The sequence below is a fragment of the Paenibacillus sp. 1SOY10 genome (genome assembly GCF_056836745.1).
Window position 1 is genome coordinate 178,549 of sequence record NZ_JBXENK010000009.1, and the last position, 13,465, is coordinate 192,013.

10 protein-coding genes are annotated in these 13,465 nt (G+C 47.0%); 1 reads left to right on the top strand and 9 read right to left on the bottom strand.

The genetic code is table 11. From position 1 onward, the window contains the following. Positions 1–8: 8 nt before the first annotated feature. The 7 genes from AC1VOR_RS18900 to AC1VOR_RS18930 all read right to left on the bottom strand — a co-directional run bounded on the left by AC1VOR_RS18900 (position 9) and on the right by AC1VOR_RS18930 (position 9,610). Positions 9–1,358 (bottom strand): ABC transporter substrate-binding protein, encoded by a 1,350-nt coding sequence (locus AC1VOR_RS18900; protein ID WP_482620098.1) that lies wholly within the window; start codon positions 1,356–1,358, stop codon positions 9–11. A 14-nt stretch (positions 1,359–1,372) separates the two neighbouring features. Further along, on the bottom strand, positions 1,373–3,112 hold the full coding sequence (locus AC1VOR_RS18905) for a cache domain-containing sensor histidine kinase (protein WP_482620099.1): 1,740 nt from the start codon (positions 3,110–3,112) through the stop codon (positions 1,373–1,375). Positions 3,113–3,184: 72 nt separating this feature from the next. After that, positions 3,185–4,048 carry a carbohydrate ABC transporter permease gene (locus AC1VOR_RS18910; protein ID WP_482620101.1) on the bottom strand — a complete coding sequence of 288 codons (864 nt, stop codon included), beginning with the start codon at positions 4,046–4,048 and terminating at the stop codon, positions 3,185–3,187. After that, positions 4,045–5,004 carry a carbohydrate ABC transporter permease gene (locus AC1VOR_RS18915; RefSeq protein ID WP_482620103.1) on the bottom strand — a complete coding sequence of 320 codons (960 nt, stop codon included), beginning with the start codon at positions 5,002–5,004 and terminating at the stop codon, positions 4,045–4,047. The genes AC1VOR_RS18910 and AC1VOR_RS18915 overlap by 4 nt, the downstream gene beginning before the upstream one ends. Positions 5,005–5,139: 135 nt before the next feature. Then, entirely contained in the window at positions 5,140–6,489 is a 1,350-nt protein-coding gene (locus AC1VOR_RS18920) for an extracellular solute-binding protein (RefSeq protein ID WP_482620104.1), read from the bottom strand. Between the two features lie 210 nt (positions 6,490–6,699). After that, positions 6,700–7,902: a GNAT family N-acetyltransferase gene (locus AC1VOR_RS18925; protein ID WP_482620106.1), complete on the bottom strand. Its 1,203-nt coding sequence runs from the start codon at positions 7,900–7,902 to the stop codon at positions 6,700–6,702. Between the two features lie 76 nt (positions 7,903–7,978). Next, positions 7,979–9,610, bottom strand: a complete 1,632-nt coding sequence (locus AC1VOR_RS18930; RefSeq protein ID WP_482620108.1) for a formate--tetrahydrofolate ligase — start codon at positions 9,608–9,610, stop codon at positions 7,979–7,981. Positions 9,611–9,959: 349 nt separating this feature from the next. Between AC1VOR_RS18930 and AC1VOR_RS18935 the strand changes: the two genes are divergently transcribed. After that, on the top strand, positions 9,960–11,369 hold the full coding sequence (locus AC1VOR_RS18935) for a glycosyl hydrolase family 18 protein (RefSeq protein WP_482620110.1): 1,410 nt from the start codon (positions 9,960–9,962) through the stop codon (positions 11,367–11,369). Positions 11,370–11,472: 103 nt separating this feature from the next. On the opposite strand, the gene AC1VOR_RS18940 is transcribed toward AC1VOR_RS18935, so the two are convergent. Together AC1VOR_RS18940 and AC1VOR_RS18945 are read right to left on the bottom strand one after the other, a co-directional pair. Beyond that, positions 11,473–12,840, bottom strand: a complete 1,368-nt coding sequence (locus tag AC1VOR_RS18940; RefSeq protein WP_482620112.1) for an MATE family efflux transporter — start codon at positions 12,838–12,840, stop codon at positions 11,473–11,475. Between the two features lie 108 nt (positions 12,841–12,948). After that, complete coding sequence (locus AC1VOR_RS18945; protein ID WP_482620114.1) at positions 12,949–13,368, bottom strand: MarR family winged helix-turn-helix transcriptional regulator; 420 nt, start codon at positions 13,366–13,368, stop codon at positions 12,949–12,951. Positions 13,369–13,465 lie beyond the last annotated feature (97 nt).

Genomic DNA, 13,465 nt, shown 5'->3' on the forward strand with positions numbered 1-13,465 from the left:
CCTCACGGTTAATTAGGCAGAGAGCTTCTTCTCAGTTGCCAATATTGCTCCGATGTTAGCTGAATCTGATCCAGTGCCCCTCCCGGGGTAATTTGGCTGCCTAGCATTTCTCCCAACACCTTCAAGAAGGTCTTGTTCACCTCGGGCGACAGCACGTTATCATAGGGAACAAAGCTTTGCGGGCTTTGTTCCATTAACTCGATGACCTGGGCGAATACCGGCCCTGTCTTATCGGAATCATAAGTAATCTTCATCGAAGGAATTCGCAGCGCTTCATATACGATACGCCGTTGCACATCCTCTGTATAAAATGCCTTGAGCAGTTCCTGCGCTGCCTCCCATTTGGCTTCTTCCAGATTAGAAGATAAGCCGATGCCTATCGTATACCCTCCGGCAATCGACTTGCTGCCATCCTTCGTACGCGATGGGAAGGGAATGACGCCAACTTGATTCTGGAATCCCTCCGGCGCTTTACCGCTATGGAATAGATTGATATCCCAGTTCCCGTTCAGATACATGCCCGCTTTGCCGCTGGTAAACAACTCAATCGCCTCTTCTGTGGACAGGTCATTAGCCGGTACACTAAAGGCGCTCTCATTAATCCATGTATTCAAATGCTGAAAGGCTTGCAGATAAGCCGGGTTGTGAAAGCTATACTTCCCCTCACCCTGTACCAGTTCATTAATCAGTTCCGGCCCGGCGTAGCGATCCATCAAGTAATGGGCAAAGATAGCCGCAGGCCACCGCTCCTCATTGCCTAAGGCAAAAGGAGTGATGCGGCTGGCTCCAAGCACGCGGACAACACGATCCAAATCATCCAGCGTCTTGGGGGGCTTGAGCCCGAATTGACGGAACATCTCCTTATTATAATAGAGAGGCTCTGCATTACCCTCAATCGGCAAGCCGTAAATATGATCATTGACGGTCCATAGGTGAAGGTCCTGAAACTCTTCCTTCAAGCCGTTCTTTTCCGCAAATTCCGTCAAATCCATCAACCGGTTGGAACGAACGTAAGGCTCAATCTCGGCTCCTCCGAACAAGACGAACATGTCGGGTGGCGTGCCGGTAACCATCTCGCTTTTCAACTTTTGTTCCCGATGGACGGTCTGATCCATGCCTTCAAAATTAACCTTCACGTTCGGATGCGTCTTCTGAAACTCCTCCACAACATCCTCGACGATATCCAGCATCTGGCTGTCATGCTCCTTGATCCAGAAGTGGCGGAAGGTCAGTGTGATCTTCTCGGTTTGGCTTTCTTCAATCGGCTCATGGCCATCCGCTGCAATCACAAGTACCGAAATTGCCAGCACCACGGCGTAAACGGCAATCCAACCCCAATTCAGAAACCATTTCTTCATCTCTCTCATGCCCCCTATCGTTTAACCGTAGACGTATCCTGCAAAATCTTCGGAATACGTATACGAATAATCGATCCGAACCCGGGGGAGGAGCAGATCATGATGCCGTAATGACCGCCAAACCGGATACGTAGCCGCTCATGCACATTCTTGAGCCCTACGCCATTCTCCCGGTATTTTTTCAACGTTCCCCAGTCTTTGCTCCACAAGTGCAACAGCGTATCCGGATCAAAGCCCGGACCGTTATCCTTTACATCAATGAGAATATCCCGCTCATTCTCGGTGGCCGTAATCGAAATGGTCCCGTTAGCTTCCATCGGCTCAATGGCATGATATAGCGCGTTCTCCACAATCGGCTGTACAATGAGCTTCTGCGTCAAATAGTATTTCAGCGATTCCGGCACCTCGATATGATAAGAAAATTTGTCCTCAAAGCGAAATTTCTGAATGTCCAGATAATGTCGAACATGCTCCATTTCCATGGACAGCGGAATTAACTGCTGATTTTCGCTAATGCTGATGCGCAGTAGCTTACCCAAAGAGATGACCATTTTACTGATATCGCGATTGCCCTGCAGCACCGCCATAGAGTTAATAGACTCCAGTGAGTTATAGATAAAATGCGGATTGATCTGAGCCACCAGCGCTTGCAGTTCAACTTCCTTCTTGCGTGCCTGTTCCGTCTGCACTTGCTGAATTAACTCGGTAATCTGCGTGCTCATCCGATTGAAGCCATCGGTCAACAGGTCCGTCTCATCCTCGCTGCGTACCGCAGACGTAATGGGCACGAAGATTCCCTGCTGAACCCGTTTCATCCCGTTTACGGCACTGATAATACTGCGAACCAATCGTCGCACAAAGAACCGGTCAAACAGAAAAGCGGAGATCAACGAGACCAGCACCAGCACAATCGCAATATTGCGAATAGACAGCGACTCCGAAGCGATCAGCTTGCTGGGTGTGATGGCGACCAGATACCAATCCTTGTTATGCGAAGGCAAATAAGTAATCAGTGACTTCTCGCCCTGATATTTGTCCGTATAGTACCCCTTCCCCCCGGAGCCTTCTTCCTGCAGGAAGGGGAAGTCCGTACGTTCCCCAATATGCGTGCCAGACTTGTCGAAGACAATATTCCCTTGCTTGTTCACAAGCAGAATATCCCCCTGCTTCAACGTGGCCGCATCCCAAAATACTTGATCCAGAATATCCGGCTTGACGTCAATGACCAAAGCGCCAATATCCTCTAACGAATAATAATCCTTGATCAAACGGGCCTGAATCAAAACCGGCTTCCCCGTGGATGCGGATCCGTTCTCACCGGGACCCACCCAAACAGGGCGTCCTTCGGCTGCTTTCATCGCTCCATACCAGCTTTGCTTCGTCAGGTCCTCGAAGGACATTTCATTGAATTGATACTGTAGCTTATCCTTAGAATACAAGCCAAATGACGTAATCATCGGATGATTGATCAGGTTATTGATGTCTTGCCTTTGCTCATACGTCACAACAAAATTTGGCTGCTTCAGCAGCTTCTGAATAATCGGCTGCGTAATCGCCGAATTGGATACGGTTGCAACTTCGTTCAATGCAAAATTCAATTTCCGGTCGGTCTCCAATAAGGAGATCCAATAAAAATTGCTTGATTTATTCTCCATCGCATTTGAGAAGCTGTAGTACGATATGGAACCCATCAGAATGACAGGAATAAACACAAGAAGAATAATAGCAAGCAAGATTTTTCGACGGAGCTTCATAATCGGCTTCCTCCTAAATATCTCCTCATTCTATTATTCTTCATGATATAAGTTATTCCTTTGCTATACGGATTAACTTTTGATTGCACCGGAGGTAAGGCCGGCGATTACCCAGCGGCTGAACAGCAGGAATACGATAAGCAGCGGCAAGGTAGCCGTGAAGGTAGCGGACATGATCATCCCAAAATCGAGGCCATCCTTATTCGTAAACAACTGCTGCAACGCTAATTGAAGCGTATAGTTCTCTTTGTTCTTCAGTACCACCAGCGGCCAGAAGAAGTCATTCCACACATTCATGAAATTCAAAATACCCAGTGTAGCCATTGCAGGGGTTACCACCGGAATGGCAATACTCCAGAAAATGCGGAAGTGACCACCCCCGTCGATCCGCCCCGCCTCAATTAATTCCGAGTGGACGGCAGAGCTAATGTACTGGCGCATCCAAAAGATCCCGAAAGCATTGACCATGGCTGGTACAATTAGGGCCTTGTAGCTGTCGATCCATTGCAGCTTGGCCATAATGACATATTGCGGCAATACGCTAAGCTGAGCAGGTACGAGCATAGTCGCGATAACAAAGACGAACAACGTCTTTTTCAAAGGAAATTCATATTTGGCGAAGGCATAACCAGCAAGCGTACTCAGGAACACGACCGATACCGTTACCGCGCTGGATACGACAACCGAGTTGAACATAGCCCGGAAGAATTCCGTACGCTCTAATACGCGCTCAAAGTTATTGAAGAATTCCACGCCCGGCGTAAGCAGCGGAGGAATGTGAAAAGCAGCATCCTTCTCGTTAGTTGCCACCACAAACATCCAGTAGAACGGGAACACAGACAGCAGCGCCCCGATAATCATGGCCGTATAAAACAATGTCTTGGCTATTGGACCCGGATCGTCGGGTTTTCTTTTTCTGACTGCGGCTAGACTCATGCCTTTTTCCCTCCTGTATCTCCACCCATTCGGCTTGACAACAGCATATTAAGGACGGAAAAAATAATGGTAGCGATGAACAGCAATACGGCCGTAGCTGCGGCTGTACCGAAGAATCCGTTTCTAAAGGCTTCGCTATACAAGTAAGTTACCATCGTCACGCCTTCCTGACGTGTCGAGCCTGTGCCGCCTTGACCCAGGAACACATATGGTTCTGTGAACAATTGAAGGGCCCCAATGGTAGATACAAGCGTGACGAACAAGATGAATGGACGAAGCATTGGCAAGGTAATGTAGAGCAATTGCTGACCACGGCTTGCGCCATCAATTTTGGCCGCTTCATAAATGTCTGTTGGAATACTTTGCAGACCAGACAGGAAGATAATCGCGTTATACCCCATCCAACGCCACATGACCATGGTGGAGATGGCAATCTTTACCCCCCACCAGCCGGAGTTGAACGGCACACTTTCCAGACCAAAGATGCCCAGTGTCCAGTTCACCATCCCGTTATTACCGAACATCGTACTGAAGACCAGTGTGACGGCAACAATGGAAGTGATATTAGGCATAAAGTACAAAATACGAAATGTGTTCTTGAATTTATTCAATGCTGAATTCAGCATGACGGCAACAAATAACGCGGCAATCAACTGCGGCACGGTACCCATCAGCCCCATGATGAGCGTATTGCTGAACGAAATCCAGAACGTCGGATCCGTCGTAATCAGCTCATAGTTCTTGAAGCCGACGTATTTCATCGGGCCTAGCGCGTCCCATTTGAAGAAAGACAAATAGATGGTAAACAAGATCGGGTACAACCCGAAGATAGAAAATAGAACAAAAAATGGCGAGATAAATGTATAGGCCGTAAGCCGGCTCCTTCTGGTCTCGTTCCAGTACCGCTTCTTCTGCGGAACGGGCTGAACCGGAGTGGCTGTAGCTGTATCAGCCATGGATGCACCTCCGAAGTTGTAATGGGTAAATCCAAATTCGCAAGAGGGCAAGTGCCCCCTTGCGAATCGGATAAGGTGTGTGGATACGCTTCAGGCTACTTTTAACGAAGCGCATCCGTTGACCATAAAGTCGTCTTAACTGCGTTCAATAAGGGTTTTCGCTTGTTTAATAGCGTCATCCCACTCTTTTTGCGGATCGGATTTTTTCTCAAGCACGTTTTGCAACGCGTTTTTGATAATCGTATCCACTTGGTCATGCAATGGTCCGTAGTATACCGGTTTTACGCGTTCTGCCGATTTGGCATAAGCTTCGGCAATAACTTGGCCGCCAAAGAATTCATCTTTGTCTTCCTTGAACGCCGCTTCTTCATAAACTGCAGGAATAGATGGGAACAAGCCGCTGGCTTTGAAGGATTTCAATTGGTTATCCTTGCTTACCAGCCAGGAAATGAATTCATAGGCTTCCTTGGAATGCTTACCTTCCTTAGGTAATGTCAGGAACGAACCGCCCCAGTTACCAGCACCTTCAGGAAGCTGGGCAATTTGCCATTTGCCAGAGGTATCTTGAGCATTACGGATCGTACCAGCAATCCAAGCTGGGCCGAGCATGACGCCAAAGTCGCCTTGGTTGATTGCGTTTTGCCATTCAGGGGACCAAATCGTCCAGTTGCCGATCCAGCCTTCTTGAATGCCTTTGACCGTGAAGTCATATGCCTTCTTCACTTGTGGGTTGGTATCTCCAATAAAGGAGCCATCCTCTTTGTTGAAGTAGATTTGATCTGGGGATTGGTCACGCAAGCCGTTATAGACCAAGTCCGTCAAATCTGTAAATGGTTTGCCTGTTTTGTCCTTGAATTGCTTAGCTACCGTAGCGAACTTATCCCAAGAATCGATAGCGCCACTGAAGCCATCCGGATCCGTTGGCAAGCCAGCTTGCTCAGCCAGGTCTGTACGGTAGTAGACAACCGTTGGACCGATATCCGTTGGCAAGCCCAATTGGAAGGAGCCATCAACCGAAGTTGCTTGTTTCCACTTCCAATCCAGATAATTGGCTTCGATATCCTTCGCGCCAAGATCATACAGGTTATAGAATTTATCCTGAGCATTGATATAACGCTCCATAAAAGCAATTTCCAACATGAAAATGTCAGGCGCGCCTGAATTTGCAGATAAGGCAGTTGTCAGGTTGTTGTGATGCGCCGTTTGGTCAGATGTATTTTGAAACTTGAACGTAATGTTCGGGTGCTCTGCTGTGTATTCTTTGGCAAGCTCCTCATAATTCGTTGTTCCCAGTGACCAGAAGCTGAGTTCCACCTTCTCTTCGGAAGCGCTTCCGGAATTGGAACCACCTTGACCTTCGTTCGTCGTAGCCGGAGTGTTGGTGCCGCCGCCATTTGCCGCATTGTTGCCCCCTCCGCAAGCCGCCAGCAAGGAAATCATCATGGCAGCTACCATTAAGAGAGCCCACGGTTTTCTTCTCTTCATTGCAACATGTACCCCTTTCTTCTAATCCGTATTTTCATTCTCAGTCTAACGAAAACGCCATCATTTTTTGAGGAGGCAAACTTGCGATTTATGGTTTGAATTTTTCTGATTTTACCAACAAAGAGAATTATGGGAATAATATCATGAAAAAAAGAACGCGACGAAAATCGTCACGTTCCTTACAGCAGCTTAAATTTCTATAGATAATAGTTAGAAGAAGTCCATTAGCGCAGTTTGCTGAATCGGAAGCAGCCGTTCCAGCAATTCCACATTAGCAAGTGGTCCTTTTAACTGACCGCAGGCGAACAATTCAAGTGGCCGCTTGTATCCTAGCATCAGGGCCGTTAAAGTCTGAATGTTGCAGTCAAGCACGTCCTCTGCTCTATTTTCCTGCGTGTTAGCCTCTTCCTCAGCTACGAGTTGTAGCTTTCCTTGTCCCTCCAAGGATATTTCAAGCCCCCAAAGCCCATCATTCCAAGCCGCAAAATCATCACGCAAGCGTAATCTCAATTGAATTGGTGATTCGGAACTGCCTAGCTTGTTAAATCTGTATTGCTGAATCAAGGTAGCTGCGTTAACAATGCGGGCCATAAAGTAAGGCATAACCTCCTGCTTGCACCGGGGATCATTCAGCAGAAACGGTAGCAAATCATTAGAAGGAACCCGGTCAATTATAGCCTGTGTCACCATCGAATCATGATTGCTTAAGTATGTCCACAAGCCTTGCCTTGCCGTCTCATGCAGGAAGACAAACTCATGCACCGTTAATTCGCGGTTCTCGATGCGATAGAGTATGTAGCCTTCCGGCTCCCCATTCTCGGAATAATAGACAGCGGTATGACGCTCCGGCGTTAAGACATTATACGTCCACCATCTCTCATTTCTGAGCAGCGTTCCATTATACCGGCTGGCAAAGGCTTCATACAGACGATTTAACAAAGCGATATCCTTAATATCGCGCTTAATAGAACCCGGCAGAGCCCGCTTCGACGGAAATTGATTCACCGGAATCGTATACTTCTTATAGTCCGTATACACCTCCCAGCCAAACTTCCGATAGAACGGTATGGAGAACGGGTGCAAACAGGAGAGGCTATACCCTTGCTCATTCATCCGGGCAAGCACGGTGGATAACAGCCGACTGACCAAGCCGCTGCGACGTTTTTCCGGCCAGGAAGCGACACCCGCAATACCGCCCATGAGAACGGGTTGTCCCTGCATATATAGTTGAAGCGGGAGCAATGTCAGCTTGGCAAGCAGCTCCTTCTCCTCGAACACTCCCCAGTTACGCTCAGGAACGAACCGGCCACGATGTGCTTCACGGTGTTCCTCACTCAGCTTATACTGAAACGCATATTCAGATAAATCCAAACCTGCCTCAAATTCATCCATTGTTAACGTCCTGATCTCCATCCGTGCACCTCGTCTCCCCATAATATGAAACTATACCACTTCGTAATTAAAGCAAAGCTTTTTGAAGTTCCTCTATTTACAGTAAGCCGGCTACTTCTCCATCCTCATCCAGATAAATACGTTCAGCGGCTGGAGACTTGGGCAAGCCTGGCATCGTAACGACATTCCCCGTGTGCACCACAATAAATCCGGCACCCGCAGACAACGTTACATCGCGAACCTGCACCGTGAAGCCCTCAGGCGCGCCCAAGAGACTTGCTTGGTCCGAGAAGGAATAGGGCGTCTTCGCCATGCATACAGGCAAATGACCAAATCCACGGTCTTCCAGCTCTCTAATCTTCGCTTCTATTTTAGCCGTCCACTTGATACCTGCACCGCGATAAATCTCCTGCACGATCGTTTCAGCCTTGGCTTTAATACCTAGTTCCAAAGGATAGAGCGGAGCATATTGCGAAGCATTCTCTTCCATTAAACTGCACAGTGTTTTGGCCAGTTGAAGTCCACCTTGGCTCCCCACTGCCCACACGTCCGACAGCTCCATTTTAACATGAAGACGATCGCATGCCTCAGCTATAATCGCTAATTCTTCCTCAGTATCTCCGTTAAAATGATTCAGCGCTACCATAACCGGAACGCCAAACTTGCGTATGTTATCCACATGCCGACTCATGTTCGCGAGCCCAATTCGCACAGCTTCAGTGTCCGGCTTATCCAGCTCTGCCTTAGGGACACCTCCATTATATTTCAGCGCCTTCACCGTTACGACTAATACAGCCGCATCCGCCTTCAGACCGGCTTGACGGCATTTGATATCGAAGAATTTCTCCGCGCCAAGGTCTGCACCGAACCCGGCTTCCGTTACAACCATATCGGCCAGCTTCAAGGCCGTCTTGGTCCCGATTACGCTGCTGCAACCATGTGCAATATTAGCGAACGGACCCCCATGGACAATGGCAGGAGTCCCCTCGGCCGTCTGAACCAGATTAGGCTTCAACGCCTCCTTAAGCAATACCGTCATGGCATCCACCGCACCGATTTGCGCCGCCGTGACCATCTCCCCGGCTACCGTAAACGCTACAACCATGCGGCCGAGCCGTTCCTTCAAATCATGGATATCCTCACTAAGGCATAGCACCGCCATCACTTCCGACGCCGTCGTAATCAGGAACCCGGATTCATGTACACTGCCGTTACCTTCCCCAATACCCACCACGATTTGGCGGAGACTGCGATCGTTCATATCCATGGCCCGCTTCCACAAAATTCGACTCGTGTCCAATTGCAAAGAGTTACCTTGAAAAATATGATTATCAATCATTGCCGCAAGTAGATTATGAGCTGATGTAATGGCATGAAGATCGCCGGTAAAATGTAGGTTGATATCCTCTGAAGGCAGGATTTGTGCCTTATTGCTCCCCGTAGCCCCTCCCTTCATCCCGAAGCAAGGACCTAATGACGGTTCCCGCAACGCAGCAATCGTCGGGACACCGGAGGCATTTAGCGATTGCGCCAATCCGATGGTAGTCAGCGTTTTCCCTTCTCCAGCAGGCGTAGGATTCATGGCGGTTACCAGCACTAATTTACCGTTTGGTCGATCACGCAGGTCATGACCTATGCTTAAATCCAGTTTAGCTTTGTAATGTCCGTACAGTTCCACATATTGTTCCGCGATCCCAAAGGATCCGGCTACTTCCAAAATTGGCTTCATTCCAGCAAGCTACCTCCACCATCATTTTCCGTGCAAATTATGAAAATTCCACAACTCTTATTTTACATGAAATAGTCAGGATATATGCACATTTTTTCACTTTTCTGCTAACCTGTGAGATATTTCGACAGCTTTACAAAATATCATTGACAAAATCTAACAACTCTAGCAAAGTGTAAATTGTACGAGGTACCTATATTTTAATAATTAAGAGAAATAAAGATAAGCACATCAGGTGCCTGTACCATTTTGTCGCAGGGAGGTGGCATGACACTAGAGAGGCCGTTCTTCAGTTTTTTTGCCTACGGTTTCTTCAAATCTACTGTTTACAATTTGAGAGGATGGGATCATGATGCAGAAGCGTAAAGGAAAAATTTCAATCTTGGCTATTTTGGCACTATTAATTACCTTGTTTGCCCCGCTTCCCTTCGATGCACAAGCAACACAGGCAGCAACGGCTCTGGATATCAGCGAGAATGTAACTATAGCCGCTTATCCTGCTTGGGATAGCAATGCCGTGTACGTTGGAAATGATATTGTTTCTTACAATGGAAACGATTACAGAGCCAAGTGGTGGACGCAGGGAGATGTACCCGGTGAATCAGACGTGTGGGAACTGGTTCCTCCTTCAAACGGGGAGTACCCTGTATGGAACAGCAGTAAAGCCTATGTCGGCAACGACATTGTGTCTTACAATGATCAGCTCTACAAGGCAAAATGGTGGACCTTGGGAGAGGTTCCTGGAATTGCTGCAGTATGGGAATTGATTGCCGGTAATCCGAATCCGAATCCGAATCCCAACCCTAATCCAAATCCTGGGGAACCTGGCGAACCGCCGATTACAGGCGATTTTAAGGTAGTTGGTTACTATCCAAGCTGGGAGCCGGACAAAATAAATACCATTCAATATCAGAATCTCACGCATATCAACTATGCCTTTGCTATTCCTACCAGTGACGGAGCATTGTTACCGCTGGAGAACCCTACTGCAGCAACTCAAATTATTCAAACCGCTCATGCCAATGATGTAAAGGTTTTACTTGCGGTGGGGGGCTGGTCATATAATGGAACCCCACTGGAGAATACATTTATGGCTGCTACCAATACACCGCAAAAAGTCGCGCAATTTGGTAATGCCATCATCGCAATGGCTAAACAGTATGGCTTCGACGGAGTCGATATGGACTGGGAGCATCCAAGAAGCGACGGGTCCAGCAAGCAACAGTATGAGAATCTGATGGTATATCTGAGCCAAGAGCTCAAGAAGGAAAATATGCTGCTCACCTCCGCTGTACTTAGTGGCGTGACACCGGAAGGCGTCATCTATTGGGACGCAGCGGCTCATACGAATGCAGTCATCAATGCCGTAGATTGGTTCAACGTCATGGCCTATGACGGAGGAGACGGCGACCGTCACTCCAGCTATGACTTCGCTGTATTGTCCGCTAAATACTGGAAGGAAACTCGCAATATGCCTGCAGATAAGGTTGTTCTCGGGGTTCCTTTCTACGGTCGGCCATCGTGGGCTCCTTATCGCGACATTCTGCAAGCCAATCCTAATGCCTACAATACCGACATTTCCATGATTAACGGAATGGAAGCTCATTATAACGGCATTCCGACGATTGAGCGTAAAACACAATATGCACTCGATAATCTGGGTGGCGTGATGATTTGGGAGCTGACGCAAGATACGACCGATTCAGCCAAGAGCTTGTTGCAAGCGATTGGCAATAAGGTACGGGCGCACAGTAATTGAGATTATGTATTTTGAACAGGTGGAGAGTGCGTGCACTCTCCACTTGTTCAAGTTGTGTTATATATAGTAGCTTCTCACTCACATGCTGATCCAGATCAAGCTATCATAAAGAGGCTTCGGTAAGACGACGTACTTTTTTCAAATAAGGGAACAACAGAACCACCCCCATTACAAATGTAATGATCTCCGTAATCGTCATGGACCATATGAGCCCATTCAGGCCAAAGAAATAGTGCAGCGCAATCACAACTGGAATAAATAATAAGCCTTGTGTAATCGACATAATTGCGGTGGGTAGCCCTTGACCAGAAGCCTGAAATATCCCCGTGAATAAGCCGGTAAATCCATTGAACACGGAAGATATGAGCTGAGCAGTCAAAATCAGTAACCCACTGGCGAGCACAGACGGATCATTTGTGAACAATTGGAGGACCGGAATTTTGAAGAGGTATACAACTAAGGCAAAGACTATAGAAATGACAGCAATCCAAAGGGATAAATGCTTGATCGTATCCAGTAAACGCTCCTTGTTCCTTGCAGAATAGTTGTAAGCAATCAAGGGGATAACGCCAAGAAATAATCCCATCGTCAGAAATTCAGGTAATTGGATAATACGCAGGGCTATGCCAAAACCGGCTACCACATGATCACCATAGGTCATGGCATAATTGTTCAACAACAACGTTGTCACAATTAGAAATGAGGCCTTAAGCAATTCGGAGATACCGATCTTATAGACCTCCCATTGCTCCTTCAGTCCTAAACGCCACTGCTGCAAAAAACCTCTCAAATACTGGCTACGTGTCTCTAGATACCAAACATAATAAGCACATGCCGCGATGTTCGCTAGAACAATCGATAAAGCTGCACCAACCACATGCCAATCTAAAATTAGAATAAATATAATATCAAATAAAATACTGAATATTACACTGATAAACATGCCATACATCGACTCTTTAGATGCTCCCTCTGAACGAACCAATTGCTCTAGGGTAAAGTTCAGAATGACCGCAAATCCGCCCCCAAACATCATTAGCGTGTATTGCCGGGTATACTCCAGGGTATTCACATCTGCTCCCAACAGCTTGACAATTGGATCAATAAATATCAACACTAACCCTGCAAGAACAATTCCAATTACAATGCTCATATAAAAGGAATAACCTGCCGCCTGCTTACCCTTCTCGGGCGCATTTTGTCCTAGTAGTCGGGTAATGAAGGTCCCCCCACCTACACCAAGTACATTTCCTACCGCCATCAGTACCGTGAAAATAGGAAGCCCCAAGGTAATCGCACTCAGCATGGCGGTATCATGAATTAAGCCGATGAAGAAAGCATTTATTAAATTATAAATTGAACTGACGGATATACCAATCATCATCGGAATGGATAGATGGGCAATCGCCTTAAGTAATGGGGCTTTCTTTAAATAATAAATATTGGATGCAGATACTTCGAGTTCTTCCATGGAAAGTCCACCTTGTTAGTTAGTTTTTTAACAGTTAGATTTCTAACTAAATGAGCGTACGACCCTAAGGTCGCAGAAGGTATTATAAGGATCGAGAATTCAAATGAATTACATCGTCTGATCAATCTTGCTTAATAAACGCATGAACTCCTTACGTTCTTGCTCCGTGAGAGCTTGGGTTAAATTAGATTCTGCTGCTTTAAAATTTTGTTCAATCTCAGCCACAATTCGCTCTCCCTTAGGAAGAACATAAATATTCTTCTGACGTTCGTTATCAGCAGGAATCTTTCTCTCGATATACCCTTTCCGTTCGAGCCCTTGCAGCATGCTAGTGATGCTGGCTCCCCTCCTGCGAAAAGCCTCAGCGAGGTCCTTCTGGATCAGGCCTTGATCCTGATGGTCATAGATGTAGCATATCATTCGACCCTGTTGGTTATTAACCTCCAGGTTCTTCATTCGCTCCTCCGAATCCATCATCATTTTATGAGTGATTGATCGGATTAGATTGGAGATCGGTGTCTCAATCAAAGGAATCATCCCTCTCTTATAGTTAGATTTCTAACTGTTAGAATAACTATATATCTTTTGAAGTACCGTGTCAACGTCAAGCTCACAATAGTTATAG

Excerpts from the sequence above, each read along its gene's own strand:
- AC1VOR_RS18905 (WP_482620099.1), bottom strand. The coding sequence starts at position 3,112 with ATGAAGCTCCGTCGAAAAATCTTGCTTGCTATTATTCTTCTTGTGTTT.
- AC1VOR_RS18910 (WP_482620101.1), bottom strand. The coding sequence starts at position 4,048 with ATGAGTCTAGCCGCAGTCAGAAAAAGAAAACCCGACGATCCGGGTCCA.
- AC1VOR_RS18900 (WP_482620098.1), bottom strand. The coding sequence starts at position 1,358 with ATGAAGAAATGGTTTCTGAATTGGGGTTGGATTGCCGTTTACGCCGTG.
- AC1VOR_RS18920 (WP_482620104.1), bottom strand. The coding sequence starts at position 6,489 with ATGAAGAGAAGAAAACCGTGGGCTCTCTTAATGGTAGCTGCCATGATG.
- AC1VOR_RS18925 (WP_482620106.1), bottom strand. The coding sequence starts at position 7,902 with ATGGAGATCAGGACGTTAACAATGGATGAATTTGAGGCAGGTTTGGAT.
- AC1VOR_RS18940 (WP_482620112.1), bottom strand. The coding sequence starts at position 12,840 with ATGGAAGAACTCGAAGTATCTGCATCCAATATTTATTATTTAAAGAAA.
- AC1VOR_RS18915 (WP_482620103.1), bottom strand. The coding sequence starts at position 5,004 with ATGGCTGATACAGCTACAGCCACTCCGGTTCAGCCCGTTCCGCAGAAG.
- AC1VOR_RS18930 (WP_482620108.1), bottom strand. The coding sequence starts at position 9,610 with ATGAAGCCAATTTTGGAAGTAGCCGGATCCTTTGGGATCGCGGAACAA.
- AC1VOR_RS18935 (WP_482620110.1), top strand. The coding sequence starts at position 9,960 with ATGATGCAGAAGCGTAAAGGAAAAATTTCAATCTTGGCTATTTTGGCA.